This window comes from Anaeromyxobacter dehalogenans 2CP-1 (genome assembly GCF_000022145.1).
Taxonomy (GTDB): Bacteria; Myxococcota; Myxococcia; order Myxococcales; family Anaeromyxobacteraceae; genus Anaeromyxobacter; species Anaeromyxobacter dehalogenans.
In genome coordinates this window covers 332627-358693 of sequence record NC_011891.1, presented here as the reverse complement: position 1 = coordinate 358693, position 26067 = coordinate 332627, and the positions used below count along the sequence as shown (strand labels likewise).

Annotated in this window: 23 protein-coding genes; 9 read left to right on the top strand and 14 right to left on the bottom strand. The window is 76.4% G+C overall.

Features of this window, described 5'->3' with window-relative positions:
* Positions 1-3: 3 nt before the first annotated feature.
* Genes A2CP1_RS01585 through gluQRS form a run of 3 tightly spaced genes read right to left on the bottom strand, consistent with a single transcriptional unit; the run spans position 4 to position 3688 of the window.
* Entirely contained in the window at positions 4-2127 is a 2124-nt protein-coding gene (locus A2CP1_RS01585) for an ATP-binding protein (RefSeq protein ID WP_012631734.1), read from the bottom strand.
* Positions 2127-2720, bottom strand: a complete 594-nt coding sequence (locus tag A2CP1_RS01580) for a MiaE family protein (protein ID WP_012631733.1) — start codon at positions 2718-2720, stop codon at positions 2127-2129. The genes A2CP1_RS01585 and A2CP1_RS01580 overlap by 1 nt, the downstream gene beginning before the upstream one ends.
* On the bottom strand, positions 2717-3688 hold the full coding sequence (gene gluQRS, locus A2CP1_RS01575) for a tRNA glutamyl-Q(34) synthetase GluQRS (protein WP_012631732.1): 972 nt from the start codon (positions 3686-3688) through the stop codon (positions 2717-2719). Before gluQRS ends, A2CP1_RS01580 begins: the two co-directional genes overlap by 4 nt.
* A gap of 139 nt (positions 3689-3827) precedes the next feature.
* Between gluQRS and A2CP1_RS01570 the strand changes: the two genes are divergently transcribed.
* The 6 genes from A2CP1_RS01570 to tkt all read left to right on the top strand — a co-directional run bounded on the left by A2CP1_RS01570 (position 3828) and on the right by tkt (position 13182).
* Positions 3828-5387: a 4-alpha-glucanotransferase gene (locus tag A2CP1_RS01570; protein WP_012631731.1), complete on the top strand. Its 1560-nt coding sequence runs from the start codon at positions 3828-3830 to the stop codon at positions 5385-5387.
* A gap of 37 nt (positions 5388-5424) precedes the next feature.
* Positions 5425-8448 carry a malto-oligosyltrehalose synthase gene (locus A2CP1_RS01565; RefSeq protein ID WP_012631730.1) on the top strand — a complete coding sequence of 1008 codons (3024 nt, stop codon included), beginning with the start codon at positions 5425-5427 and terminating at the stop codon, positions 8446-8448.
* A 14-nt stretch (positions 8449-8462) separates the two neighbouring features.
* On the top strand, positions 8463-8903 hold the full coding sequence (locus A2CP1_RS01560; protein ID WP_012631729.1) for a SixA phosphatase family protein: 441 nt from the start codon (positions 8463-8465) through the stop codon (positions 8901-8903).
* Positions 8904-8942: 39 nt separating this feature from the next.
* The gene (locus A2CP1_RS01555; RefSeq protein WP_012631728.1) at positions 8943-10481 is read left to right on the top strand and encodes an AAA family ATPase; all 1539 of its coding nucleotides are present in this window, start codon (positions 8943-8945) and stop codon (positions 10479-10481) included.
* Between the two features lie 15 nt (positions 10482-10496).
* Complete coding sequence (locus tag A2CP1_RS01550; protein ID WP_012631727.1) at positions 10497-11093, top strand: hypothetical protein; 597 nt, start codon at positions 10497-10499, stop codon at positions 11091-11093.
* Positions 11094-11184: 91 nt separating this feature from the next.
* A complete protein-coding gene (gene tkt, locus A2CP1_RS01545) occupies positions 11185-13182 on the top strand; it encodes a transketolase (RefSeq protein WP_012631726.1) in 1998 nt (665 codons plus the stop codon).
* 131 nt (positions 13183-13313) lie between these two features.
* Here the strand turns inward: tkt and A2CP1_RS01540 are convergent, their stop codons facing one another.
* The 3 genes from A2CP1_RS01540 to A2CP1_RS01530 form a co-directional block, all read right to left on the bottom strand.
* A complete protein-coding gene (locus tag A2CP1_RS01540; protein WP_012631725.1) occupies positions 13314-13658 on the bottom strand; it encodes a LuxR C-terminal-related transcriptional regulator in 345 nt (114 codons plus the stop codon).
* A 355-nt stretch (positions 13659-14013) separates the two neighbouring features.
* A complete protein-coding gene (locus A2CP1_RS01535; RefSeq protein ID WP_012631724.1) occupies positions 14014-15078 on the bottom strand; it encodes an ABC transporter substrate-binding protein in 1065 nt (354 codons plus the stop codon).
* A 4-nt stretch (positions 15079-15082) separates the two neighbouring features.
* Positions 15083-15988, bottom strand: coding sequence for a GGDEF domain-containing protein (locus tag A2CP1_RS01530; RefSeq protein ID WP_012631723.1), 906 nt, complete (start codon positions 15986-15988; stop codon positions 15083-15085).
* Positions 15989-16016: 28 nt separating this feature from the next.
* Here A2CP1_RS01530 and A2CP1_RS01525 point away from each other — a divergent pair, with 28 nt between their 5' ends.
* From A2CP1_RS01525 to A2CP1_RS01515, 3 genes are all read left to right on the top strand, one after another.
* Positions 16017-17726, top strand: coding sequence for an NAD+ synthase (locus A2CP1_RS01525; protein ID WP_012631722.1), 1710 nt, complete (start codon positions 16017-16019; stop codon positions 17724-17726).
* A 134-nt stretch (positions 17727-17860) separates the two neighbouring features.
* Positions 17861-18364 (top strand): hypothetical protein, encoded by a 504-nt coding sequence (locus A2CP1_RS01520; protein WP_012631721.1) that lies wholly within the window; start codon positions 17861-17863, stop codon positions 18362-18364.
* A gap of 176 nt (positions 18365-18540) precedes the next feature.
* Positions 18541-18969 (top strand): hypothetical protein, encoded by a 429-nt coding sequence (locus tag A2CP1_RS01515; protein ID WP_012631720.1) that lies wholly within the window; start codon positions 18541-18543, stop codon positions 18967-18969.
* Positions 18970-18988: 19 nt separating this feature from the next.
* Here A2CP1_RS01515 and A2CP1_RS01510 read toward each other — a convergent pair whose 3' ends face one another.
* The 8 genes from A2CP1_RS01510 to bcp form a co-directional block, all read right to left on the bottom strand.
* Entirely contained in the window at positions 18989-19192 is a 204-nt protein-coding gene (locus tag A2CP1_RS01510) for a hypothetical protein (protein ID WP_245529953.1), read from the bottom strand.
* 11 nt (positions 19193-19203) lie between these two features.
* Positions 19204-19770, bottom strand: a complete 567-nt coding sequence (gene frr, locus A2CP1_RS01505) for a ribosome recycling factor (RefSeq protein WP_012631718.1) — start codon at positions 19768-19770, stop codon at positions 19204-19206.
* 19 nt (positions 19771-19789) lie between these two features.
* Positions 19790-20545: a UMP kinase gene (gene pyrH / locus A2CP1_RS01500; RefSeq protein ID WP_012524368.1), complete on the bottom strand. Its 756-nt coding sequence runs from the start codon at positions 20543-20545 to the stop codon at positions 19790-19792.
* A 71-nt stretch (positions 20546-20616) separates the two neighbouring features.
* Positions 20617-22287: a polynucleotide adenylyltransferase PcnB gene (pcnB, locus tag A2CP1_RS01495; protein ID WP_012631717.1), complete on the bottom strand. Its 1671-nt coding sequence runs from the start codon at positions 22285-22287 to the stop codon at positions 20617-20619.
* Positions 22288-22449: 162 nt separating this feature from the next.
* Positions 22450-23310: a ribonuclease HII gene (locus A2CP1_RS01490; protein ID WP_425358205.1), complete on the bottom strand. Its 861-nt coding sequence runs from the start codon at positions 23308-23310 to the stop codon at positions 22450-22452.
* Between the two features lies 1 nt (position 23311).
* The gene (gene mutM, locus A2CP1_RS01485) at positions 23312-24154 is read right to left on the bottom strand and encodes a bifunctional DNA-formamidopyrimidine glycosylase/DNA-(apurinic or apyrimidinic site) lyase (RefSeq protein WP_012631715.1); all 843 of its coding nucleotides are present in this window, start codon (positions 24152-24154) and stop codon (positions 23312-23314) included.
* Between the two features lie 15 nt (positions 24155-24169).
* Positions 24170-25483: an RsmB/NOP family class I SAM-dependent RNA methyltransferase gene (locus A2CP1_RS01480; protein WP_012631714.1), complete on the bottom strand. Its 1314-nt coding sequence runs from the start codon at positions 25481-25483 to the stop codon at positions 24170-24172.
* Between the two features lie 62 nt (positions 25484-25545).
* Entirely contained in the window at positions 25546-26001 is a 456-nt protein-coding gene (bcp, locus tag A2CP1_RS01475) for a thioredoxin-dependent thiol peroxidase (RefSeq protein WP_012631713.1), read from the bottom strand.
* Positions 26002-26067 lie beyond the last annotated feature (66 nt).

Here is a 26067-nt window from a genome sequence, read left to right as displayed (position 1 = left end):
GCATCAGGCGCCGCGCCGACGAACGGCGCGCGCCACCTCGGCGGCGAGCTCCTCCAGGCTGAACGGCTTGTGCAGGATTCCGCGGAACCCGCCCTCGAGCGCCTCGCGCACCCGCGCGTCGAGCCCGTAGCCGGTCATGAGCACGGCGGGGAGCTCGGGCTGGGCGCGGCGCAGGGCGCGCAGCGTCTCGGGGCCGTCGCCGGCCGGCATGGCGAGATCCACCAGCGCGAGGTCGAGCGCGCCGCGCCCCTGCACCTCGAGCGCCTCCTCCATCGAGGCGGCGGGGAGCGCGTCGTAGCCGAGGCGGCGCAGGAGCCGCGCGGTGGTCTCCCGCACGCCGCGCTCGTCGTCCGCCACCAGGACGCGCCCGGCGCCGTGCTCGGGCGCGCCCGCCGGCACCGCCTCGTCGCGCTCGGGCGCCGGCGCCTCGGGCAGGAGCACGGTGAACCGCGCCCCCTTCCCCTCCTCGCTCTCGAACCCGACCCAGCCGCCGTGGTTCTGGACGATGCCGTACACCATGGCGAGGCCCATCCCCGTGCCTTGCCCGGCGGGCTTGGTGGTGAAGAACGGATCGAAGACGCGGTCGCGCACCACCGCGGGGATGCCCACGCCGGTGTCCGCCACCGTGACCGCCACGTGCGGGCCGGGCGCGAGGCCGGGCCGTGCGCGCGTGCCCTCCGCGTCGAGCTCCACCTCGGCGACCTCGAACGTCAGCGTGCCGCCGGAGGGCATCGCGTCCCGCGCGTTCACCGCCAGGTTGAGCACGACCTGCTGGAGCTGGTCGGGGTCGCCGCGCACCACCGCGCTGCCGGCGGCGAGCCGGTGCCGGATGGCGATGCGCTTGTCGAGCGTGCGCTCGAGCAGCGCGGACACCTCGCGCACCAGCGCGTGGACGTTCACCGGCACCTGCTGGTACTTGCCCCGGCGCGCGAACCCGAGCAGCTGCCGGGTCAGCGCGGCGCCCCGGCGCGCGGCCTGGCGGATCCCGGCGGCCGCCTCGTCCGCGGCGGTGCCGGCCTCGCCCAGCAGCTCGGCGTAGCCGAGGATCCCGGTGAGCAGGTTGTTGAAGTCGTGCGCGATCCCGCCGGCGAGCAGCCCCACCGCCTCCATCTTCTGCCCGTGCCGCGCCTGCGCCTCCGCCGCCTGCCGCGCCTCCTCGGCGCGCTGCCGCTCCACCAGCTCGGCCGCGAGCCGCCGGTTCGCGAGCGCCAGCGCCGCGGTCCGCTCGTCCACCGCGCGCCGGAGCTCCTCCGGCAGCCGCAGGAGCCGGTGCGCGAGCAGCCCGCTCGCCGCCGCCACCAGCAGGAGCAGCGCCGCCGGCATGACCAGCCCGCCCCAGCGCACCCAGCCCTCGCGCGGCGCCACGTCCAGCTCCCAGGCCTCGCCCGGCAGCCGGACCTTGACCGCGACCGCGTCGCGCGGGAGCGCGCCGCCCGAGGACGCGAACGGCCGCGCGGCGCCGTCGCGCCGGAGCGCCCAGTCGAGCCCGCCCGCCGACAGGGCCGCCACCCGCGTCCGGCTCACCACCTCGGGCAGCCGCACCGCCACCGCCACGAAGCCCCAGAACGCCTCGCCGCCGCCGGGCGCGGTGCGGAACACCGCGATCCGCCCCACCACCCCCTGCCCACCCTGGCGCAGCTCGAACGGCCCCTCGGCGGTGAGCTGGCGCGACTCCAGCGTGCGCTCGGCCGAGTCGCGATGCTCGGGATCCGCGAGCAGGTCGAGGCCCAGCGCCGCCTCGTTTCCGGCGAGCGGGTGGATGCGGGTGAGCACGCCGCCGGGCGCGAGCTGCAGGCTGCTGATGCCGCCGTAGTGCGAGAGCAGCTCGTCGGCGATCTGCTCGAACCGGTCGACGTCGGCGTGGCGCACCAGCGCGGCGAGCGCGTGGGCCGCGGCGAGGCTGCGCGACAGGTCGTCCTCGATGGCGCGCGCGGCGAGGTCCGCGCGCTCGAGCACCGCGCGCCGCCGGCCCCGCCCCTCTGCGACCTCGTGCTGCTGGAGCACCGCGCCGCCGAGGAGGAGCACCGCCGCGGCCGCGGCGACGCCACCCCACGGCGCCCTGCGCCCGGGGCGCGGCGCGTCACCGGGGCCGGGGGCCGCGGGCGGCGCTGACGCGTCGGGTGCCATCAGTGGATGCGGGGCAGCAGCGGCAGGGCCGCCACCACCCGCGCCTCCTCCTCGGCGAGCACCTCGAGCCGCGCGTCCGCCGCGGCGTCCACCTCGCGCGCCAGGTCCACGAACAGCCGCTCATGGCCGGCCTCCGACTGCGCCAGCCGGGCGTAGAGCTCCCGCAGCCGCGCCTCGGGCAGCGCGCCGGCGAGCAGCCACAGGCGCTCGCAGCTGCGCGCCTCGATGAGCGCGGCGACCAGCAGGCGGTCCACCAGCCGGTCCTCGGGCCGTGGCCCGCCGCGCACGTGGCGCAGCAGCGCCTGCGCGTACGGATCGCCGTCGTCGGGCGGCAGCGCCGTGCCTCGCCGGCCCAGCTCGGCCAGCACCCCCAGGAAGTGCTGCAGCTCCTCCTGCGCGAGCTTCGCGAGCGCCCGCACCATCCCGGCGCGCTCGGGGTGGTCCGCCACCAGCTTGAGCGCGCTGGCCGCGGCCTTCTTCTCGCAGTGCGCGTGGTCCTGCAGCGTGCGATCCAGCTCCGCGAGCGCGACGTCGATCCAGCGCGGGTCGGTGGGAGAGCGGAGCAGGCGCACGCGCGCAGTGTACGCGATCACGGGAGGAGCGCCGCGATCCGTTCCGGGGAGAGGACGGCGGGTTCGCGCGGCAGCCGCGCCATCGAGAAGCGGCCGACCAGCTCCCGAGGGGTACACGCGGCGTGCGGGTCGGCGGCCGCCAGGCCGGAGAGCCCGGCGAGCAGCGCGACCACCGCGCGCGGGTCCGCGCCGCGCGCCCGGAGCTCGCCCAGCGAGAGCGCGCCGTGCCGCTTCGCGAGCCGCGCGCCGTCGGGGCCGACCACGAGCGGCACGTGCGCGAAGCGCGGCGGGGCGACGCCCAGCGCGCGGTACAGCAGGAGCTGGCGCGCGGTGGACGGCAGGAGGTCGTCGCCGCGGACCACCTCCCCCACCTGCATGGCCGCGTCGTCGACCACCACCGCGAGCTGGTACGCCGGCACGCCGTCGGCCCGCGCGATCACGAAGTCGCCCACCTCCGCCGCGACGTCGTGCGCCACCGGGCCGTGGACGCCGTCCTCGAAGGCGACCGGGCCCGCCGCGACGCGCAGCCGCCAGGCCGGCCGGCGCGTCGCGGCGCGCCTGGCCACCTCTGCGGGGGAGAGCTCGCGACAGGTGCCCGGGTACCGCGGCCCCTCGTCCGAGGCGCCGTGCGGCGCCTGCGAGGCCGCCGCGATCTCGGCGCGCGAGCAGAAGCACGGGTAGGCGAGCCCTGCGGCGCGGAGCCGCTCCAGCGCGGCGCCGTACCGCGGCAGGCGCTCCGACTGGCGGTAGGGACCGAGCGGCCCGCCCACGTCCGGCCCCTCGTCCCAGTCCAGGCCGAGCCAGCGCAGCTCCTCCAGGATCCGCGCCTCCAGGCCGGGCCGCACGCGCGGGCCGTCCAGGTCCTCCACCCGCATGACGTAGGCCGCCCCGGCGGTGCGCGCGGCGAGCCACGACAGGAGCGCGGTGCGCGCGTTGCCGAGGTGCAGGGGTCCGGTGGGGGAGGGAGCGAAGCGGCCGCGGCTGGACACGGGTGCCCCGGGAGGTCGGTGCCGGTTGGGCGGTGCCGGTTGGGCGGTGCCGGTTGGGCGCTGCGATGATATCCGCTGCCCTTGGCCCCCGCGCGCCGAAAACTTGTGAGGGCGGGGCAACCGCCACACTACTCCACCCATGGCCCGCCAGGCAGGCGTCCTCCTCCCCCTCTTCTCGCTCCGCTCCCAGGCAGACTGGGGCGTGGGCGAGATCCCCGACCTCGTCCCGTTCGCGCGCTGGTGCGCGGACGCGGGCTTCTCGCTGGCCCTGCTCCTGCCGGTGAACGAGGCCTCGCGCGGGCAGAACAGCCCGTACGGCGCGATCTCCGCGTTCGCGCTCGACCCGGTGTACCTCGCGCCCTCGGCGCTGCCCGACTTCCAGGCCGCCGGCGGCCTCGACGCGCTCTCGCCCGACGAGCGCGCCCGGCTCGCCGCGGTGCGCGCCGCCCCCGCGGTGCAGTGGGACGAGGTGCGCCGGCTGAAGCGCCGCGCGCTGGAGATCGCGTTCGCCCGCTTCGAGCGCGAGGAGTGGAACCGCCGCACCGAGCGCGCCCGGGCGCTGGAGGCGTTCGCGCGCCAGGAGGCGGGCTGGCTCGACGACTACGCGCTGTTCGTGGCGCTGCACGACGAGGCGGGCGGGCGCGCCTGGACCGACTGGCCGGCGCCGCTGCGCGACCGCGATCCCGCCGCGCTCGCCACCGCCCGCGCCCGGCACGCCCGCGAGATCCTGTTCCAGGCCTGGGTGCAGTGGCAGGCCGAGGAGCAGTGGCGCCGCGCACGCGCGGCCGCGAACGGCGCCGGCGTCGAGCTGGGCGGCGACCTGCCGTTCATGGTCGCGCCGGACTCCGCCGACGTGTGGGCCCGCCGCGGCGACTTCCGGCTCGACGCGCGCGTCGGCGTGCCCCCCGACGCGTTCAGCGCCACCGGGCAGGACTGGGGCCTGCCGGTCTACCGCTGGGACGTGATGGACCGCGAGGGCTACCCCTGGCTCACCGCGCGCGCGCGCCGGATGGCGGACCTGTTCGACCTCTACCGCGTGGACCACGTGGTGGGCCTGTACCGGACCTACTACTTCCCGAACGACGGCGCCCCGCCGGCGTTCGTGCCCTCCGAGGAGGGCGCGCAGATCGCGAACGGCGAGCGCGTGCTCGGCATCTTCTCCGAGGGGGCGCGGGTGGTGGCCGAGGACCTCGGCGTCGTCCCCGACTTCGTGCGCGCGTCGCTGGAGCGGCTGCGCATCCCCGGCTACCGGGTGCAGCGCTGGGAGAAGAACTGGGAGGCGGGCGGGAACGCGTTCCGCGATCCGGCGCGCTGGCCGCCGGTGTCGGTCGCGACCACCGGCACGCACGACAGCGAGTCGGTGGCGGACTGGTACGAGGGGCTCGCGAGGGAGGAGCGCGCGCAGCTCCTGGCGCTCCCGGCGCTCGAGCCGCTGCGCGCCCGGGCGCCCGAGCGCTGGGACGACGGCGTGCGCGACGCGCTGCTCGCGCTCGTGTACGGCGCCGCCTCCGACCTCGCGCTCGTGCCGTTCCAGGACGCGCTCGGCATGCGCGACCGCGTGAACGTGCCCGGCACGGTCACCGGCGAGAACTGGACGTTCCGGATCCCGATGGACCTGGGCGCGCTCGCGGCCGACGCCGCGACGCGGACCCGGCTGCGCGAGCTCGCGGTCCGGGCCGGGCGGGCGCCGCCGGGCTAGGCGGCGCGGGCCGCCGGGCGCGGCGAAGGGGGGCGGGTTGGGGGCGGCGGAGAACGGCGCGAACGCGGCGAAGGTCGAGGAGCTCCTGGGTGCGCTCGCCGAGGCGCTGGCCCGCGGCGAGGGCGTGACGCCCCGGCCGGCCTCGACCTACCGGCTGCAGCTCCACGCCGGCTTCGGGTTCGACGCCGCCGCCGCGCTGGTGCCGTACCTCGACGCGCTCGGCGTCTCCGACCTGTACCTGTCGCCGGTGCTCGCGTCGGCGCCGGGCTCGACGCACGGATACGACGTGGTGGACCACGCCCGGCTCGACCCGGAGCTGGGCGGGGAGGAGGGCTACGCGCGGCTCGCCGCGGCCTGCCGCGCGCGCGGAATGGGCATCCTGCTCGACTACGTGCCCAACCACATGGGCATCGGCCCCTGGAACGCCTGGTGGATGGACCTGCTCGAGAACGGCCCGTCCTCGGTGCACGCCCCGGCGTTCGACGTGGACTGGACGCCGCTCAAGTCCGAGCTCGCGAACAAGGTGCTGGTGCCGGTGCTGGGCGACCAGTTCGGCCGGGTGCTGGAGCGCGGCGAGCTGCGCCTGGCGCGCGAGGGCGGCGCGCTCGCCATCCGCTACTTCGACCACGTGTTCCCGGTGGCGCCGCGCTCGGTGCCGCTCGTGCTGCGCCACGGCATCGAGCGGCTGCGCGAGGCGCTCGGCCCGGAGGACCCGAGCCTCCAGGAGCTGGAGTCGATCTGCGCCTCGCTCGAAAAGCTGGCGCCGCGCAGCGAGACCCGGCCCGAGGCGGTGGCGGAGCGCGCGAGGGAGAAGGAGGTCGCGAAGCGCCGGCTCGCGGCGCTGTGCGATGCGAGCCCGGCGGTGCGGGCGTTCGTGGACGAGAACGTGGCCGCGTTCAACGGCACGCCCGGCGATCCGCGCAGCTTCGACCTGCTGCAGCGGCTGCTCGACGCGCAGGCCTACCGCCTCGCGTTCTGGCGGGTGGCGGGCGAGGAGATCAACTACCGGCGCTTCTTCGACGTGAACGCGCTCGCGGCGCTGCGCATGGAGGAGCCGCGGGTCTTCGCCGAGGCGCACCGGCGGGTGCTGGCGCTGCTGCGAGACGGCGCCGCCACCGGCCTGCGCATCGACCACCCCGACGGCCTCTACGCGCCGGCCGCCTACTTCCGGCGGCTGCAGGCGTGCTACCTCGCCGAGCGCGCCCGCGCCCTGGCCCAGGCGCGGGGGACGGCGCTCGAGAACGGCGCCGAGGCGCTCCTGCTGGAGCGGCTCTTCGCGGAGCTGGAGGCGGGGCGGCTCCCGGCGCGGCCGCTCTACGTGGTGGCCGAGAAGGTGCTGGCCGCGGGGGAGCGGCTGCCGGAGGGCTGGGACGTGGACGGCACCACCGGCTACGAGCTCCTGGCCGCGGTGAACGGGCTGTTCGTCGATCCCGCCGCGGAGCGCGCCCTGGACGCGCTCTACGCGCGCGTGGCCGGCGGCCGTCAGGACTACCGTCGCACGGTGGAGGAGAAGAAGCGGCAGGTGATGTCGTCGTCGATGGCGAGCGAGATCAACATGCTGGCGCACCGGCTCTCGCGCATCAGCGAGACCGACCGGCGCACCCGCGACTTCACCCTGAACGAGCTCACCCGCGCGCTGGTCGAGTACGTGGCGCTGTTCCCGGTCTACCGCACCTACGTCACGCGCCGCGGCGAGGTGGACGCGCGCGACCGGGCCTACGTGGAGGCCACCATCGCGCGCGCCCGCCGGCGCAGCCCGCTGGTCGACCCGTCGATCTACGACTTCCTCCGGGACGTGTTCCTGCAGCGCTACCCGGACGGCCTGCCCGAGGCGGCGCGCGGCGCCTGGCTGGAGTTCGCCCTGAAGCTGCAGCAGGTCACCGGGCCGGTGACGGCCAAGGCGGTGGAGGACACCGCGTTCTACTGCTACGTCCGGCTCGTCTCGCTGAACGAGGTGGGCTCGGACCCGGGCCGGTTCGGCACGTCGGCGGACGCGCTGCACGCGCTCCTGGCCGAGCGCCGCGCGCGCTTCCCCGGGTCCCTCTCCGCCAGCTCCACCCACGACACCAAGCGCAGCGAGGACGTGCGGGCGCGCATCTCGGCGCTGTCCGAGATCCCGGGCGAGCTGCGGGCCGCGGTCTCGCGGTGGGGCCGCGTGAACCGCGCCCACGTGCGCCGGCTCGAGGGCCGCACCGCGCCGGACCGGCGCGACGAGTACCTGCTGTACCAGACGCTCCTCGGCACGTTCCCCGACGGCGGCCTCACCCCGGGCACGCCCGCGCACGCCGAGTACGTGGAGCGGATCCAGGCCTACATGGAGAAGGCGCTCCGCGAGGCGAAGATCCACACCAGCTGGACGCATCCGGACGAGGACTACGAGGGCGGCGTGCGCGCCTTCGTGGCGGGCGCGCTGGCCTCCCGCACGTTTCTGCGCGACCTCGGCGCGCTGGCCGAGCGCGCGGCGCGGGCCGGACGGATCTCCTCGCTCGCGCAGGTGGCGCTGAAGCTGGCCGCGCCCGGGATCCCCGACGTGTACCAGGGCACCGAGCTGTGGGACCTCTCGCTCGTGGATCCCGACAACCGGCGGCCGGTGGACTGGGCGCACCGGGCGCGCGCGCTCGAGGCCATCCAGGCCGAGCTCGCCCGCGGGCCGGAGGCGCGCCGCGCGCTGGCGCGGCGCCTCTCGGCGCCCGACGCCCTCGCCGGCGGCGAGGCGAAGCTGCTCCTGCTCGCGGAGGGGCTCCGGCTGCGCCGGCGCGAGCGCGCCCTGCTCCTCGAGGGCGACCACCGCCCGCTCGCTGCGGAGGGGCCGCAGGCCGGGCACGTGGTCGCCTTCGCCCGCACGCTCGGCGGCCGGGCGGTGGCGTGCGCGGTGCCGCGCCTGGTGGTCCGGCTGCAGGATCAGGGCGGCGGTGCGCCGCGCTGGGAGGGGCGGCTCCCCCTCGGCGGGCTCGCGGCCCGGTGGGTGGACGTGGTAACCGGCACCGTCCACCGCGGGGAGGCGCCGGCGCTCGCCGAGCTCTTCGCGGACTTCCCGGTCGCGCTGCTCGCCTCGGAGTGAATCCAGGAGCCCCCATGCCGCCCATCCGCGTCTACCTGGTCCGCCACGCCAAGGCGGAGGCACGGGCCGGCGACGACGCGGACCGCCGGCTGACGCCCGACGGGCGCGACGGGTTCGCGGCGCTGGTGGCGCGGCTGCGCGGCCGGCTCGCGATCCGCGGCGTGATCGCCTCGCCCTACGCGCGCGCCCGCGAGACCGCCGAGCTGCTCGCGGCGGCCACCGGCGCGCCGCTGGAGGTGGATCCGCGGCTCGCCGCCGGCGCGTGCGGCGGCGCGGAGCTCCTGGCGCTCGCGCGCGCGGCCGGCGACGGCGCGGCGCTGGTGGGGCACAACCCGGAGGTCGCCGAGGCGGTGGCGCTCGCCGCCGGGCGCGGCCTGGAGGTGCGGCCCGGGACGATCGCCGCGGTGGACCTCGGCGCGGGCTCCGCCGCGCTGGCCTGGCTCGAGGCCCCCTGAGCGACGCGCGGCCGCGCGGCGGCTGCTACACTCGCGCGCATGTCCGCCTCCGGCGCCGCCCCGCGCCCCCAGCCCGCCTTCGTGCAGGAGCTCGACACGCTGGTGCGGGCCCGCTACCCGCTCGTCTACCTCGTCACCTCCGAGGAGCAGCGCCTCGAGGCCATCCTCGACGGGCTCGCCGACCGCCACGGGAAGGCGCTGCTCGGCTGGTCCATCGCCCGGGGCTTCCGGCGGCTCGGCGGCACCCGCGGCCCCGCGCCCGAGGGCGCGAAGGATCCGCTCGAGGCGCTCGCCGCCATCGAGAAGCTGGCCGAGCCGGCGCTGGTGGTGCTGAAGGACTTCCACCCGTTCCTGGCGGATCCGGCGGTGGTGCGCGGGCTGCGCGAGCTCGGGCACGCGCTGAAGTCCACCTACACCACGGTGCTGCTGCTCTCGCCCACGCTCGTCATCCCGCCCGAGATCGAGAAGGAGATCTCGGTCCTCGACGTGCCGCTGCCCGGGTACCGCGACCTGCTCGACCTGCTGAAGGAGATCGTCGGGGTGGTGCGCCAGAGCGGGCGCGCCCAGGTCGAGCTGAACCAGGACGACGCCGACCAGCTCATCCAGGCCGCGCTCGGCCTCACGCTCTCGGAGGCGGAGAGCGCGTTCGCGAAGGCCATCGCCACCGACGGCCGGCTCTCGCGCGACGACGTGCCGCTCGTGCTGGAGGAGAAGCGGCAGGTGATCCGCAAGAGCGGCCTGCTCGAGTACTTCGCGACGGACGCGCGGCTGGCAGGGGTGGGCGGCATGGCGAGCCTGAAGGCCTGGCTCGGGCGCCGCGGCGCCGCGTTCTCCGAGGCGGCGCGGCGCTTCGGGCTCCCCGAGCCGAAGGGCCTGCTGCTCCTCGGCGTGCAGGGCTGCGGCAAGAGCCTCACCGCCAAGGCGATCGCGGCGCAGTGGCGGCTGCCGCTGCTCCGGCTCGACATGGGCCGGATCTTCAGCGGGCTGGTGGGCTCGTCGGAGGAGAACCTGCGCCGCGCCATCCGTGTCGCGGAGAGCGTCGCGCCGGTGGTGCTGTGGGTGGACGAGATCGAGAAGGGGCTCTCCGGGACGCAGTCCTCGGGGGTGAGCGACGGCGGCGTCACCGCGCGCGTGTTCGGCGCGCTGCTCACCTGGCTGCAGGAGAAGACCGCGCCCGTGTTCGTGGTCGCGACCGCGAACCGCATCGAGCAGCTGCCCCCCGAGCTCCTGCGCAAGGGGCGCTTCGACGAGATCTTCTTCATCGACCTGCCGCTCGCACCGGAGCGGCGCGAGATCTTCCAGATCCACCTGGCGCGGCGCCGCCGCGACCCCGCGCGCTTCGACCTCCACGCGCTGGCCGCGGCGAGCGAGGGCTTCAGCGGCGCCGAGATCGAGCAGGCGGTGGTCTCCGGCCTGTACGACGCGTTCGCCGAGGGGGTGGACCTCGCGCAGGGCCACGTCGAGCGCGCCGTGCGCGAGTCGCTCCCGCTCTCGACCACGATGCGCGAGGACATCGCGCGGCTGCGCGAGTGGGCGCGCACCCGCACCCGCCCTGCCTCCGCGCCGACCGCCGGCTGACCGGAGCGCGCCCGCATGGCCTCCCGCCTCCGCCGCTTCCTCCACCTCGAGCGCCCGCGCGACGGCGCCCCCGCGCCCGACCCGGCGCCCGGGACCGCCGACCGCGCCGCCCGCTTCGGCGCGGTGCAGCGCCCCGGCGTCGCGCCGGCGGAGACGCCCGCGACCGGGGCTCGGCTGGAGCGCTTCGGCGCCGAGCCCGAGCCGGCGCTCCAGCTCCTCGACCCCGGCGACCGCCTGCCGTTCACGCGCTGCCTGCGCTGCGGCATGGACGGCCACGCGCTCGCGGTCGAGTGCGCGGGCTGCGGCGCCGCGCTCGACACCCCGGAGCAGCGCGCCGCGGACGAGCGGCTTCGGGTGGAGCGGGCGCGCCAGGCCGAGGTCGAGGCGCGCGCGGCGGCCGCCCGGCGGGAGGCGCTCGCCCGGGAGGAGGCCGGGGAGGCGGGCTCCCGCCGCGCGCTCGCCGAGGCCCTGGCGCGCGAGGTGGGCGAGCGCGAGCGGCGGCGGCTCGAGGCGGAGGGGCTCGGCGGCGGGCCGGGACCGCTCGAGCTGGGCGCCCGGGTGCTCCGCGCCCTCGGGGCGCGCTGGGGGCGGGGCGGCGGCGGGCGGGGCTGACGTCGCCGGCGCTCGGGCTGACGCCCCCCTTGATCTCGACGGTGCGGTGGGCGATGTTCCGCACCTCTTCCCACCCCCGCGAGGAGTCCCCGTGCCGAACGCTCGCCCCGAGCTCGTCGAGAAGGCCGTGAACACCATCCGCATGCTCGCCGCCGACGGCGTGCAGCAGGCGAACAGCGGCCACCCCGGCATGCCCATGGGCGCCGCGGACATGGCCTTCGTCCTCTGGACGCGCCACCTGCGCTTCGACCCCGCGGAGCCGCGCTGGCTGGGCCGCGACCGGTTCCTCCTCTCGGCCGGCCACGGCTCGATGCTGCTGTACTCGCTGCTCCACCTGGCGGGCTTCGACTGCGCGCTCGAGGACCTGAAGCACTTCCGCCAGCTCCACTCGCGCACGCCCGGGCACCCCGAGTACGGCTTCCTGCCCGGCGTCGAGATCACGAGCGGCCCGCTCGGCCAGGGCTTCGCGAACGGCGTGGGCTTCGCGCTCGGCCACGCCATGCTCGCGGCGAAGCTCGGGCCCGGCAACCCGGTCTCGGACGCGTTCGTCTACGCGATCGTCTCCGACGGCGACCTGATGGAGGGCGTCTCGGCGGAGGCGGCCAGCTTCGCCGGCCACCACAAGCTCGGCCGGCTCGTCTACCTGTACGACGACAACGGCATCACCATCGACGGCAAGACCAGCATCACCTTCTCCGGCGAGGACGTGACCCGGCGCTTCGAGGCCTACGGCTGGCACGTCCAGTCGGTGGACGGCCGCGACCACGACGGCATCGATCGCGCCCTCCAGGCGGCGAAGGCCGAGCTGGGCCGCCCCAGCCTCATCCGCGTGCACACCACCATCGGCTTCGGCTCCCCCGCGAAGGCCGGCAAGTCGAGCGTGCACGGCGCGCCGCTGGGCGAGGCGGAGCTCGAGGCCACCAAGAAGGCGCTGGGCTGGCCGCTCGAGCCGCGGTTCCTCGTCCCGGACGACGTCCGCGCCTACTGGGCCGAGGTCCGCGCCGAGAAGGCCGCGCAGAAGCAGGCCTGGCGCGCGGCCGAGCAGGCCTGGCGCGCCGCCAACCCGGAGCAGGCGGCGCTGCTCGACGCGCACGTGGAGCGCTGGGTGCCGGAGCGGATCCTCGACCGCGCCCGCGCCGAGCTGCCCGCGCCCGACGCGACCCGCAAGGTCTCGCAGGCCATCCTGCAGAAGATCGCGCCGCTCGTGCCCTGCCTGGTGGGCGGGTCGGCCGACCTGGCCGAGTCGAACCTCACCGAGATCAAGGGCGCAGGCTCGGTGGCGCCGGGCAGCTTCGCCGGCCGCAACCTCCACTTCGGCATCCGCGAGCACGCCATGGGGGCGATCGCGAACGGCCTCGCGTACGACGGCCTGTTCGTCCCGTTCGTCGGCACGTTCCTGCAGTTCGCCGACTACATGCGCCCGCCGGTCCGGCTCGCCGCGCTCTCGAAGCTCCAGGCCGTCTACGTGTGGACGCACGACTCGATCTTCCTGGGCGAGGACGGCCCCACGCACCAGCCCATCGAGCACCTCACCGCGCTGCGGGCCATCCCGAACCTGCACGTCTGCCGCCCGGCCGATCCGGAGGAGACCGCCGCCGCCTGGGCGCACGCGCTGCAGCGCCGCGACGGTCCCACCGCGCTCGTCCTCACCCGCCAGAAGCTCGCGCCGGTGAAGCGCTCGGTGCCGCTCGATCCGGAGGCGATCCTCCGCGGCGGCTACCTGGTGGACGCGCCCGCGGGCGCCACGTTCACGCTCGTCGCCACCGGCTCGGAGGTGCCGCTCGCGCAGGCCGCGCTCGAGGCGCTCGCGAAGCAGGGCGTGGTGGGCCGGCTCGCGTCGATCCCGTGCCTGGAGTGCTTCCTCGCGCAGCCGAAGGCCTGGCGCGACGAGGTGGTGCCGCCCGGCCAGCGGGTGGCGGTGGTGGAGGCGGCGCGCGGCACCGAGTGGTGGCAGCTCGCCGGCCGCGACGGCCTGGTGCTCGGGATCGAGCGCTTCGGCTCGAGCGCGCCGGAGAAGGCGCTCGCCGAGGAGTACGGCTTCACGCCGGCGCAGGTCGCCGCGCGCGTGACGCGCTGGCTGGCGGGGTGAGCGCTGCAGGGGGGCTCGCGGGGCCGCGCCGCGGAGGCGGGCCGTCGTCGAGGCGTGAGGCGCGCCCGGCGGGCCGCCACGATGCGGCGGCCCGCCAGACGCGGGAGACGTCCGGGTCAGGAGCGCCGCGGCTAGCGCGCCATCACGGCGCTGCTGGTCGTCGCGGCGGCCTGCTGCGGCTGCGCCGGCGCCACCGGGCGCGGCTCGATCCGCTCGCCCTTCGCCAGCATCTTCAGCGACAGCGAGAGCAGGCTCGCGAGCAGCTCGCCGGAGCCGGGGACGTCGAGCTTGCGGTAGATGCGCTTGCGGCGCGCGCGGATCGTCTCGGGCGAGACGCCGGCCGCGGCCGCCGAGTCCTTGCACGCGAACCCCTGCGCGATCCGGAGCACCTCGGCGCGCTCGGCCGGCGTGAGGCTGGTGCCCTCCATGAACTTGGCGGCGAACGGCGTGAGGATCTCGATATCGATCTGAGCCATCGTGATTCCTTCCCCGGAAGTGCCCGCTGTGGGGCCTGTCACCCAGCATCCACCCGGTCGGCCGAGCCAGAGGGGCCTTCGCACGCCCCTGCTTGGTCGCCCGTTGCTGGCGATCCCGACGATAATAACGCCCCCTATGGTTTCTAGCCCCCAAACGGGACTGCTAGGTAAGCAGGCGTTCCCCGCGGTGATTTCCCGCTTTCATCCCACCCGGGGCGGCTGAGATAACCCTGGAGGGCCGAACCGCGAGACCCCTAATGGGGCGTGAACCGTCGCCGCAGCCGCTCGGTGAAGGGTGTGCGGGCGACCCGGGGGCGACCGCGACCGTGGGTCCGGGCAGACGCGGCGAGCGCATTCACGGTGCGTGTTCGAGGCGCCCCGGCCGTCCCTCGGGAGCCGCCGCTTCCCTCGCCGCCCCGCGTCCGGTCCCCGCGCCAGCGAACGCGTCCGGCCAGCGCTCGAGCAGCGGCGCGAGCCGGGCAGCCTCCGCGGCGAGCCCATCCCAGTCGAGCGGGAGCGCGCGCAGGTTGCCGGCGGGCTCGACGCCGACCGGCACGGGGACCTCCGGGCGCAGCGGCAGGAGCCCGGGCGCGCGCGCGACCAGGATCCGCTCCGCGTCCGCGCCGGCCAGCCAGGCCACCAGCCGCACCGCCGCGGGCGAGGGTGCGCCGCCCGCCGCCGGCGCGAGCGCCGCCGCCGCCGTGGGCAGCACCACCGCGCCGCGCCCGGCCTGGTCCGGGTAGACGACGCGCAGCGCGGCCGCGCTCGCCGCGCCGGCGGCGCCGTCCACCGAGCCCGCGAGGCCCACCGCGGCGCGCCCCGCCGCCACCGCCGCGCGCACCTCCGCGTCCGAGCCCACCACCACCGGCGCGTTCGCCGCGACCAGCCGCAGGAAGCGCCCCAGGCTCGCCTCGCCGTACACGAGCGAGAGGGCCGCGCAGGTCGCCGGGCCGGCGCCGCGCGCCGGGTGCGCGAGCGCGACGCGGCCCCGCAGGCGCGGATCGGCGAGGTCGCGCAGGTTGGTGGGGTCCACCGGGAGCCGCGCGTCGCGCGCGACGAGCAGCACCCGCGCGCGCGCCGCCACCGGGGCGAAGCGGCCCTGAGGGTCGGCGAACTGCGCCGTGGCCGGCTCCGGCGCGGCGCTGCCGGGCACGAGCCGGGGCGCGAGCGCGAGGAGGGCCGCGGGATCCGAGGCCCAGGCCACCTCCGCCTCCTCGGCGCGGGGCACGAGCACCACCCGCGCCACCGCGAAGCGGGCGGCGAGGTCGCGCACCACCTCGGCCGGCAGGTCGGGCGAGGCGTGCAGGCGGACCTCGGGGAGCGCCGGGGCGGCGCGGCGGCACGCGGCGAGCCCGCCCGCGGCGACCAGCGCGGTCGCGACGACGAGGGCGGGCGCGGCGGCGGCGAGGGAGCGGCGCATGCGGTCACCCCAAGACGATGCGGTCGCGGCGGCGCGGCGGCTCCGCCGGCTCGGCCCGGTCGCCGCCCGCGGCGCGCGCCCGCGTGAGCGCCTCGGCGGCGCGCTTCACCAGCCCGCCGAACGACACCGTCCCGTCGCCGTCGTGCCCGGCCACGCCGGCGCTGACGGTGATCCCCTCGCCCGCGCCGCGCTCGCGGATGCGCGCGCAGAGCCGCCGGGCCACCTGCAGCGCGCCCTCGGCGCGCGTGTGCGGCATGAGCACCACGAACCGCTCGCCGGTGAACGGCGCCGCGAGGTCGATGTCGCGCACCGACGCGGCCAGCAGCCCGAGCACCTCGGCCATGAGCGCGGCGCGGCCGTGCGGGCCGAGCCGCCCGGCCACCTCGGCGAACCGGTCCACCGCCACGAGCGCCACCGACACCGGGTAGCCGTACCGGCGCGAGCGCTTCACCTCGAGCGGCAGGAGGCGCTTCAGGAACTCGAGGTCGGCCGCGTGGCGCGGGGCCTCCGCCGCGAGGCGGCGCGCGTCCGCCTCCACCGCCCGGGCGGTGGCCGCCCGGAGCCGCTCCGCCAGCCGGCACGCCCCCACCACCGCCGCCGGCCCCACCGGCGCGACCAGCGCGCCGTCGGCGCCGAGCGCCTCGCCCTGGGCCGCCGCGGCGGCCTCGGCCTCGTCGGCGAACAGCGCGATGACCGGCAGCAGCGGATCGGCCGCCCGGACCGCGCGCACCGCCTCGGCGCCGCCCGCACCGCCGGGCACGATGGCGGCCACGTGCGACGCCGGGCCGAGCCGCCCCGACGCCGCCGCGGGCGAGATCGCGTCCAGCTCCACGCCGGCCGCGCGGAGCGGCCGGCGCAGCGGCGCGAGGAGCGGCGCGGAGGCCTCGGCGACCAGGATGCGGCGCGGCACGATGGCTCCTAATGTAGCATCCTCTCCCATGGCCCGTTCCGGACGCATCGCGCTCGCGCAGGTGAACACGACGGTGGGGGACTTCGCCGGCAACGCCGCCAGGGTGCGGGCCGCCGCCGAGGTCGCCCGGGAGGCCGGCGCCGCCCTCGCCGTCTTCCCCGAGCTGACGGTGTGCGGCTACCCGCCGCGAGACCTGCTCGACCTGCCCGACTTCCTCGAGCGCGCCCGGCAGGCGCTGGAGGAGCTCGCCCGCCCGGCCGCCTGGTCGAAGGGCATCGCGCTGGTGGTGGGATTCCCGGAGGCGCCCGACGGCGCGCCGCCGCCGGGCGTCTACAACGCCGCCGCGCTGATCTCGGACGGCCGGGTGGTGGCGGTGGGGCGGAAGTCGCTCCTGCCCACCTACGACGTCTTCGACGAGACCCGCTACTTCCTCCCGGCCGGCGCCTCCACCACCGCCGCCGCGCCCGAGGGGCTGGGCGTGCCGCTCGGGCTGTCGGTCTGCGAGGACATCTGGAACGACCAGCGCTTCTGGGAGCGCCCGCGCTACGCGCGCGATCCCATCGCCGACCTGGTGCGCGCCGGGGCCGGGCTGGTGGTGAACGTCTCCGCCTCGCCCTACGCCATGGGCAAGGCGCCGCTCCGCGAGCGCATGCTGTCCGCCAGCGCGCGGGACCACGGGGCGCCCATCGCCTACGTGAACCAGGTGGGCGGGAACGACGCCCTGCTGTTCGACGGCGGGTCGATGCTCCTCGCGCGCGACGGCGCGGTGCTGGCACGGGCGCCGCTGTTCGAGGAGGCGGTGCTGGTCTGCGATCTCGAGGGCGGCGCGCCGCTCGCGCTGGGCCTCGACGGCCGCCCGCTGCCGCCGCCCCCGCCCCCGCCCGCGGATGCGCAGGCGGACGAGGTGCTCCGGGCGCTGGTGATGGGCGTCCGCGACTACGTGCGCAAGTGCGGGTTCCGGCAGGCGGTGGTGGGCCTCTCCGGCGGCATCGACTCGGCGCTCACCGCCTGCATCGCCGCCGAGGCGCTCGGCGCCGAGAACGTCCTCGGGGTGGCGATGCCCTCCCGCTACAGCTCCGGCCACTCGCGCGAGGACGCGGCCGAGCTGGCCCGCAACCTCGGCGTCCGCTTCCGCGAGATCGGCATCGAGCCGATGCACGCCGCCTTCCTCGCGGCGCTCGCCGCCGACGGGGCGCCGCCGCTCTGCGACCTCGCCGACCAGAACGTCCAGGCCCGCGTCCGCGGCCAGATCCTGATGGCGATCTCGAACGACACCGGCGCGCTGGTGCTCACCACCGGCAACAAGAGCGAGATCGCGGTCGGCTACTGCACGCTCTACGGCGACATGGCCGGCGGCCTCGCCGCCATCGGCGACGTGCCGAAGACGCTGGTGTACCGGGTGGCCCGCGCCGCGAACGCGCGCGCCGGCCGGACGCTCGTGCCGGAGCGCACCTTCACCAAGCCGCCCTCGGCCGAGCTGAAGCCGGGCCAGCTCGACCAGGACTCGCTGCCGCCGTACGACGTGCTCGACGACATCCTGCAGGCGTACGTGGAGGAGCGCCGGCCGCTCGAGGCCATCGTGGCGCGCGGGCACGACGAGGCCATCGTGCGGCGCGTGCTGCGCATGGTGGTGCAGAGCGAGTACAAGCGCCGGCAGGCGGCGCCGGTGCTGAAGGTGAGCGAGAAGGCGTTCGGCGAGGGGCGCCGCTTCCCCATCGCCCAGGGCTACCGCTACTGACGCGCGCGCACCGCGGCGGCGCCGCACCCACCTCCCCCCGCATCGTCACCGCGCGCGACGCTTCGTCGCGCGCCGGGCCCGGCATACACTCGGCCGCCCGATCGGCCGCCGTCGCGGCCGCGGAAGGAGGCTTCATGACGAAGTTCGCCTGGTCCGTCCTCGCGCTCGCGCTCCTCGGCGCCCCGGCGGCCGCCCGCGCCGGCGGCCTGCTCGAGCTGTCGGTCGGCAGCGGCGCCCGGATCGATCCGTCGCCCACCGAGCGGATCCCGACCAACGTGATGCTCACCGCCGGTTACGGCTTCGCGGACATGCTGAAGCTCGAGCTCGGCGCGGTCGCGAACCTCGGCGACGTCGAGGACTCCAAGTTCGACATCGACCTGCGCCCGATGCTGGTGGTCTCGCCGCCGCTGTTCCCGGTCTACCTGCGCGGCATCATGACCGTGAACTCGCTGGTGGAGGAGCCGGTCAAGATCGGCTACGGCGGCGCGCTGGGCGTGCGCCTCGGGGTCATGGGCCTGGGCGCGTTCGTCGAGGCGGGCGTGCTCGCGCGCATCGTCGAGGTCCCGGACGCGGCCGGCGTGACCCACGACAAGACCTTCACCATCGTGGAAGGCCGCGTCGGCGGCTACTGGGACTAGCGGTCCCGGCGCCTCCGCGGCGCCCGGCGGCCCGCGCCCCCCCCCCGCTCGCGGGGCGGGTGCGGGCCGTCGCTGTTTCACGGACAGTTGACGACGCAGGGTGACGACGTCCCGGTTGGGACCGGCCGGCGGCGCCCTCCCGCGCTAGGTTCAGCGCCAGCGAGGAGAACGCCATCGTGAGAGAGCTGCTGGTCTTCCTGCACATCCTGTCCGCCGCCACCTGGATCGGCGCCGCGCTGTGGGTCCCGGGCGACGTGAAGCGCACGGTCGCCCTGGGCCGCCCGTTCGTGGAGCAGCTCGCGGCCCGCGCCCGCCCGGCGCTCAAGCTGGACCTGTACGCCGGCGTCGCCGTGCTGGTGACCGGCGTGCTGCTCATCGGCGTCGACGGCGGCCACCCGCGCACCGGCATCCTGGTCGGCTTCGCCGCCACCCTGGCGCGCCTGCTCGTCGTCGGGTTCGCCTCCATGCCGGCGTGGCGCCGGGTGGAGGCGGCGGTCGCCTCGGGCGAGCTCGCGGCCGCGACCGCGCCGGCGCGGCGGCTCGCCATGTTCGGCGGGATGGGCCACGCGCTGTGGGCGATCGCGCTGGCCGGGATGATCTTCTAGCCGACCCGGCCGCCCCCGCTCACCAGATGCCGAGCAGCGCCGCGGCCACGAGCCAGAGCGGCGTGCCGGCGAGGAGCAGGAGCACCCAGGCGGCGGAGAGCGCCCGCCGGCGACGGGGCGGGAGGTCGGGGCGGGCGGCCAGCGCGCGGACCGCGCCGGCGGCGAAGCCGAGCGCGAGCAGCGGGCCGAGGAGCAGGAGCAGCGCGGCGGGGGAGCGGGCCACGGCGCCGCCCATCAGACCTGGAGGACGTCCTTCTCCTTGGCGGCGACGATCTCGTCGATCTTCTTCACGCCGTCGTCGGTCTCCTTCTGCATCTTCTCGAGCGCCTTCTCGGCGTCGTCGCCCGAGATGTCGCCGTCCTTCTCCGCGACCTCGATCAGCTCCTTCGCCTCGCGGCGCACGTTGCGGACGGCGATCTTGTGCTCCTCGCCCTTGTGCTTCACCTGCTTCACGATCTCCTTGCGGCGCTCCTCGGTGAGCGCGGGGATCGGGACGCGGACGAGGTCCTTGTCGCTCATGGGGTTGAGGCCGAGGTTCCCGTCGCGGATCGCCTTCTCGATCGGCGGGATCATCGACTTCTCCCAGGGCTTCACCACGATGAGCCGCGCCTCGGGCACGGACAGCGTCGCCACCTGGTTCAGCGGGGTGGGCGTGCCGTAGTAGTCCACCCGGACGTTGTCGAGCAGGTGGAGCGAGGCGCGCCCGGTGCGGACCGCGGCGAGCTCGGTCCGGAGCTGGTCGAGCGTCTTGAGGATGCGCCCGTGCAGGTCGTCGAGGATGTCGTCTGCGATGGTGCCCATGGCCGTCTCCTTGCCGAGGCTACGCGTTCCTGGCGCTGGGGCGCCCGACGGTGGTGCCGATCTCCTCGCCGAGCACCACCTTGCGCACGTTCCCGCGCTGGGTGAGGTCGAACACGACGATGGGGAGGTCGTTGTCCATGCAGAGGCTGATGGCGGTGGAGTCCATCACCTTGAGGTTCTTCTTCAGCACGTCGATGTAGCTGAGCTGCTTGAACTTGGTCGCCGCCGGGTTCTTCTTCGGGTCGTCGGTGTAGACGCCGTCCACCTTGGTCGCCTTGAGCAGCACGTCCGCGTGGATCTCCATGGCGCGGAGCGAGGCGGCGGTGTCGGTGGTGAAGTACGGGTTGCCGGTGCCGGCGGCGAAGATCACCACCCGCCCCTTCTCCAGGTGGCGGATGGCGCGGCGGCGGATGTACGGCTCGGCGACCTGGTGCATCTCGATCGCGGACTGCACGCGGGTGGGCACGCCGATCTTCTCGAGCGCGTCCTGCAGCGCCATCGAGTTGATGACGGTCGCGAGCATGCCCATGTAGTCGGCCGAGGAGCGGTCCATCCCCTCGGTCGCGCCCGACACGCCGCGGAAGATGTTGCCGCCGCCGATGGTGAGCGCGACCTCGACCCCGAGGTCCACCACGTCCTTCACGTCGTGGGCGATGGAGGTGAGGGTCTTCGGCGAGATGCCGTACTTGCCGTCCCCCATGAGCGCCTCGCCCGAGAGCTTGAGCAGGATGCGCTGGTAACGGGCCTTCGCGTTGGAGGCTTTCTCGCTCGCCATGGTCGGCGGGTTGTACCGGGTGCGGTGGGGTCGGTCAAGGCGGCGGTGTTGCGGAGGATTCCCGCGCGCGCTCACCCCTGCCCGCCAGCCTCGGCGGGCGGCACCTGCGCGCCCCCGTCCGGCCCCGACGCGCCCGCCCCGCGGCGGCGGCGGCGCTTCCCGCCCCGGCGGCGGCGCCGGCGGCGTCCGCCCTGCGACGCCTCGCCCTCCCCGCCCTCGCCGGCGGCCGAGGAGTCGACCTCGCGGACCTCCGGATCCGCCTCGTCCGCGGCCTCGGCCGCCTCGGTCGGGATCACCACCTCGCGCACGGCGCCCTCGTCGCGGTCGGCGCCGTGCGTCGCGGAGCCCTCGCGGCGGTCGCGGCGCTCGTGGCGGTCGTCGCGCGGGCCGGCCCGGCCCGGGCGCTCCGACGGCGCGTGGGGGTGCGGCGCCTCGGCCGACCACCGCTCCAGCACCTCGGCCCCGCGGCCGGTGGCGCGCACGCGGATCTCGAGCAGCTGCAGCGCGTCCTGGAAGTAGGTCTGGCCGGCGGGGCCGCGCCCGCGGCGGCGCCGGCGCTTGCCCGGCTCCTCGAGCTGCCGCTGCGCGTGCAGCGCCAGCCGGATGCGCTCGGCCACCTTGCGCGGGAGGCGGGCGGTCTGCACCAGCGAGGCGAGGAACGCGTCGGCCTCGTCCCAGCGCGGAGCGCCGGCGTCCTCGTCCCCGCGCGCAGCGTCCGCACGGCCGGCGCGCGGCGCGTCGGCGCCGAGGTGCATGAGCAGCGCGCCGAGCAGCACCGCCTCGGAGACCTCCGCGCCGGAGCGGACCAGCCGGTCGAGCGCGGCGAGGTGCGCGAAGAACGCGCGGCGCCGCCCGTCGTCCCAGGTCTCCAGCGCCGCGCCGAGCGCGGGCAGGATCACCGGCAGGGCGCCGCAGGCGCGCAGCAGCTCGAACGCGCGGGCCGACCCCCCGCAGCGGAGCAGCTTGAACGTCTCCTCCAGCACCCGGGCCGGCGCGCAGCGGGCAAGCTCGCCCGAGGTCCGCCGCATCGCCTCGAACGTGTCCGGCGCGATGGTGAACCCGAGCCGCGCCGCGAACCGCACCGCGCGCAGCGCGCGCACCGGGTCCTCGCGCATCCGGATCTCCGGATCGCCGATGGTGGAGATCCGGTGCGCCTCGAGGTCGGCGCGCCCGCCCACGTAGTCGATCACCTCGCCGGTGGCGACGTCGTAGAACAGCCCGTTCACCGTGAAGTCGCGGCGGACCGAGTCCTCCTCGGCGGTGCCGAACACGTTGTCGCGGGTGATGAGCAGGTCGCCCTCGCCCTCGCCCACGTCCTCGGCGACGTCGGTCGGGTTCTTCCGGAAGGTGGCGACCTCGATGACCTTGCCGGCGCGGAAGTACACGTGCGCCAGGCGGAAGCGGCGGCCGATGAGGCGGCAGTTGCGGAAGATGGCGCGGACCTCGCCGGGGTGGGCGTCGGTCGCGACGTCGAAGTCCTTGGGGGTGGCGCCGAGCAGCAGATCGCGGACGCAGCCGCCCACCAGGTACGCCTGGTGGTGCATGTGCCGCAGCCGGGCGATCACCTTCAGCGCGTCGCCGTCCAGGCGATCGACGGGGATCTCGGGCGGGTGCTCCGGCGGCGGGGCTTCGGGGGGATCGAGCGCCAGGCCCGGTGGCGGGCGGCGGTCTCGGTTCTCTTCGAGGTCTTCTGCGGGGTACGCCGGACGGAAAAGGTCGTTCTTCGTGGATGGCTCGTGCATGCGTTCGCCGGATCGGGGGGCGCCCTCGCCGGGGGAAATCCCGGGTAGGAGGGAAGCGCGCCTGCACCGTCGGGCTCGTCCTCGGGGCTGGTTCTAGCGATTACCCGCGGTTGCGTCAAATACAGTTCCGGCCGCGCGCCGCCGGCCGCGCACCCGCCGCGGTCACTCGTCGTCCGCGACCGCCGCGTCCGCCAGCGCGAACAGGTCGCCCTGGGCCGGCTCGAGGCCGAGCGCCACGCGCACCGGCGTGAACGACCGCCGGTGGATGGGGCAGGCGCCCAGCCGGCCGAGCGCCTCGAAGTGCTCGGCGGTGGGGTAGCCCTTGTGCCGCGCGAACCCATACCCGGGGTGGACGAGGTCCAGCTCCGCCATGAGCGCGTCGCGCGCGGTCTTCGCGAGGATGCTGGCGGCGGCGATGGTGAGCGACAGCGCGTCGCCGTGCACGATGGGCGTCTGCGGGAACGGGAGGTCGGGCAGCTTGCGCGCGTCCACCAGCAGGTGCTCCGGCCGCGCCGACAGCCCGTCCACCGCGCGGCGCAGCGCGAGCATGCCCGCCCAGTAGATGTTCAGGCGATCGATCTCCTCCACGTCGGCCCGCGCCACCGCCCAGCAGACGGCGTTCCGCTTGATGTCCTCGGCCAGCCGCTCGCGCTCGGCGCGGTCGAGCTGCTTCGAGTCGTCGATGCCGCGCGGCCGGTAGTCGAGGGGGAGCACGCAGGCGCCCGCCACCACCGGCCCGGCCAGCGGGGCCATCCCGGCCTCGTCGACGCCGGCCACGCGCACGAGCCCCCGCTCCCACAGCTCCGCCTCGTAGCGGAGCAGGTGGCGGAGCCGCTGGCCCTCGGCCCGGTTCTCGCGGCGTCGCTTGCGCACGAGGCGCAGCACCTCGCGCGCGCCGGCGCGCGGATCCGCCTCGAGCGCCGCCTCGCACGCGTCGCCCAGCGCCTCGCCGCGGTCGAGCAGCCGGGCGCGCAGCTCGGCGACGGACAGGCGGGGGAGATCCTCGGGGCGCATCGCCCGCAGTCTACCGCTGGCAGCGGGGGCAGAAGAAGGTGGAGCGCTGCGCCTGCACCACCCGCGCGATGGGCGAGGTCCGGCCGCCCTTCCGGCAGCGCGGGCAGGGCTCGCCCTCGCGCGCGTACACGAGGAACGGGTTCTCCGCCCCGGGCTCCTCGACGTAGGTGATCTCCGGCCCGTCCTCCGCGTCGAGCGTCATGCGGAAGGAGGCCAGGATGGCCGCGGCGAGCGCCTTCGCCTCGGCGCGCGACAGCGCCCGCGACGGCCGGCGCGGATCGACGCGCGCCCGGAAGCAGGCCTCGCTGGCGTGGATGTTCCCGACGCCGGGCAGGAGCCGCTGGTCGAGGAGCTTGACCTTCACCGGCAGCCGGCTCTTCGCGAGCGCGCCGGCCAGCGCGGCCGGGTCGATGCCGTGCTCCAGCGGATCCGGGCCGAGCGCCGCGACCTCCGGCACGTCCTCGAAGCGCGCGCCGGGCACGGTCCGCAGCCGCCCGAACAGGCGCGAGTCCTGGAAGTGCAGCACCCCGCCGCCGTCCAGGCGCAGCCAGGCCCGCGCGTGGCGCGGCGCCGGCTCTTCGGCGCCGCGGAGCACCCACTTGCCGGTCATGCCGAGGTGCGCGAGCAGCCCGACCGGCGCGCCGCCGCGCTCGAGCGCGACGAGCAGGTGCTTGCCGATGCGCCGGATCCCGGCGAACCGGGCGCCCTCCAGCGCGCGGGCGAACGCGGCGGGCGTCGCCGGGCGGAAGATCCGGCGCGCCCGGGGATCCCAGCCGACCTCCTCGACGCGGCGGCCCTCCGCCCAGCGGCGGAGGTTCCGCGCCGCGATCTCGACCTCGGGGAGCTCCGGCATGCGCGAGGTCCCCGGCTACGCGCGCTTCGCAAACGCCGCGAAGAAGAAGCCGTCCGTCCCGTGGCGGTGCGGGTAGAGCGCGCAGCGGCTCTCTCCGGCGCCGAGCGCGCGGGCCCGCTCCGCGCCCAGGAACGGCGCCAGCGGCGCGGGCGCGAGGCCGAGCTCGCGCTCGGCGTAGTCGGCGACCTCGTCGTTCTCGGTCCGGCCCATGGCGCAGGTGGCGTAGACCACGCGCCCGCCGGGCCGCGCCAGGCGCGAGAACCGGCCCAGCAGCTCCCGCTGGATCGCGGCGAAGCGCTCCGGGTCGCCGGGCTGGAGCCGCCAGCGCGCGTCGGGCTTGCGGCGCAGCGTGCCGAGGCCGCTGCAGGGCGCGTCCACCAGCACCACGTCCGCCTTGCCGGCGAGGTCGGCCACGGCCGCCTCCGCCTCGGGGCCGGCCGGGACGACGCGGGTGCGGAGGTTGTGCACGTGGGCGCGGCGGGCGCGGCGGCGCGCGTCCTCGAGCCGGCCCGCGTCGCTGTCGAGCGCGTGGAGCGAGCCCTTGTTGTGCATCTCGGCGGCGAGCGCGAGCGACTTGCCGCCGGCGCCGGCGCAGGCGTCCACCACCACCTGGCCCGGGCGCGCGCCGCAGGCGAGCGCGATGAGCTGGCTGCCCTCGTCCTGGATCTCGAACCCGCCGGTGCGGAACGCCTCCAGCGCGAACGCGTTCTGGTGGCCGTCGAGCGTGAGCCCCCAGGGCGAGAACCGGGTCGGCTCCGCCGGCACGCCCTCGGCGGCGAGCGCCGCCCGGAGCGCGTCGCGATCGCCGGCGAGCGCGTTCGCGCGGACGGTGAGCGGCGCCCGGCGGTTCAGCACCGCCGCGAGCGAGCGCGCCTCCGCCTCGCCCAGCTCCGACACGAGCCGCTCGGCGATCCAGCGCGGCAGCGACGCCTCCACCGCGAAGCGGTCCAGCGGATCCGGGATGGCGGCGACGCGCGCGTCCGCCTCGGCCAGCCCGGCGAGCGCGCGCGGCGACGCGCCGAGCCGCGCCGCGGCCTGGGCCGGCGCCACCCCGGCCGCCCGCACCAGCCAGGCGGCGTAGCGGGTGGCGAGCGGCGGGCTGCCGCCCAGCAGGAAGTCGAGCTGCCCCTGCGCGCGCAGGATCCCGTAGACCGCCTCCGCGACGGCGCGGCGCTCGTTCGCCCACAGCGCGCGCTCGCGCCGGAGCACGCGCTCCAGCGCCCGGTCGGCGAGCCAGCCCTGGTCGTGCACGAGGCCGTGCACCTCGAGCACCAGGGCGTCCACGAGGTCGTTGCGCGGCGGGCGCTGGGGGTGGGGCTTCCGGGTCATGGCGTGCGCCCGCGGGCGCCTCCCTCCCGCGCACGGAAGGAGGCGGCGCGGGCGCGCGGAATCTACAGGCTCTCGAGCACGCTGGCCACGTGCCCGTCCACCTTGACCTTCGGGAACACCTTCTCGACCTTGCCGTCCGGCCCGATCACGACGGTGGTCCGCTCGGTCCCCATGACCTTCTTGCCGTACATGTTCTTCTCCTTCCAGACGCCCCAGGCCTGCTGCACGGCCGTGTCGGCGTCGGAGAGGAGCGGGAACGGCAGCCCGAGCTTCTCCTTCCACTTCTTCTGCGCGGCGGGCGCGTCCTTCGAGATGCCCACCACCGCGACCTTCTGCTTCGTGAACGCGTCGACTTCGTCCCGGAAGTCGCTGGCCTCCTGCGTTCAACCCGACGTGTTGGCCTTCGGGTAGAAGAACACCACCACGCGCTTGCCCTTGAACGACGAGAGCTTCACCACGTTCCCGTCCTCGTCGGGCAGCGCGAAGTCCGGCGCCTTCCGACCGACCTCGAGTGCCATGGCCTTCTCCCTCCGTGAATCGTCCGGCGCGGAGCGCGCCGCCGCGCCATCCCTACCGCGCGCGCG

Bases quoted from the DNA above. Each gene is read 5' to 3' on its own strand.
- frr (WP_012631718.1), bottom strand. From the start codon at position 19,770: ATGGGCACCATCGCAGACGACATCCTCGACGACCTGCACGGGCGCATC.
- A2CP1_RS01550 (WP_012631727.1), top strand. From the start codon at position 10,497: ATGGCCTCCCGCCTCCGCCGCTTCCTCCACCTCGAGCGCCCGCGCGAC.
- mutM (WP_012631715.1), bottom strand. From the start codon at position 24,154: ATGCCGGAGCTCCCCGAGGTCGAGATCGCGGCGCGGAACCTCCGCCGC.
- A2CP1_RS01525 (WP_012631722.1), top strand. From the start codon at position 16,017: ATGGCCCGTTCCGGACGCATCGCGCTCGCGCAGGTGAACACGACGGTG.
- A2CP1_RS01535 (WP_012631724.1), bottom strand. From the start codon at position 15,078: ATGCGCCGCTCCCTCGCCGCCGCCGCGCCCGCCCTCGTCGTCGCGACC.
- pyrH (WP_012524368.1), bottom strand. From the start codon at position 20,545: ATGGCGAGCGAGAAAGCCTCCAACGCGAAGGCCCGTTACCAGCGCATC.
- A2CP1_RS01555 (WP_012631728.1), top strand. From the start codon at position 8,943: ATGTCCGCCTCCGGCGCCGCCCCGCGCCCCCAGCCCGCCTTCGTGCAG.
- A2CP1_RS01585 (WP_012631734.1), bottom strand. From the start codon at position 2,127: ATGGCACCCGACGCGTCAGCGCCGCCCGCGGCCCCCGGCCCCGGTGAC.
- A2CP1_RS01570 (WP_012631731.1), top strand. From the start codon at position 3,828: ATGGCCCGCCAGGCAGGCGTCCTCCTCCCCCTCTTCTCGCTCCGCTCC.
- A2CP1_RS01480 (WP_012631714.1), bottom strand. From the start codon at position 25,483: ATGACCCGGAAGCCCCACCCCCAGCGCCCGCCGCGCAACGACCTCGTG.
- pcnB (WP_012631717.1), bottom strand. From the start codon at position 22,287: ATGCACGAGCCATCCACGAAGAACGACCTTTTCCGTCCGGCGTACCCC.
- A2CP1_RS01560 (WP_012631729.1), top strand. From the start codon at position 8,463: ATGCCGCCCATCCGCGTCTACCTGGTCCGCCACGCCAAGGCGGAGGCA.
- A2CP1_RS01540 (WP_012631725.1), bottom strand. From the start codon at position 13,658: ATGGCTCAGATCGATATCGAGATCCTCACGCCGTTCGCCGCCAAGTTC.
- A2CP1_RS01520 (WP_012631721.1), top strand. From the start codon at position 17,861: ATGACGAAGTTCGCCTGGTCCGTCCTCGCGCTCGCGCTCCTCGGCGCC.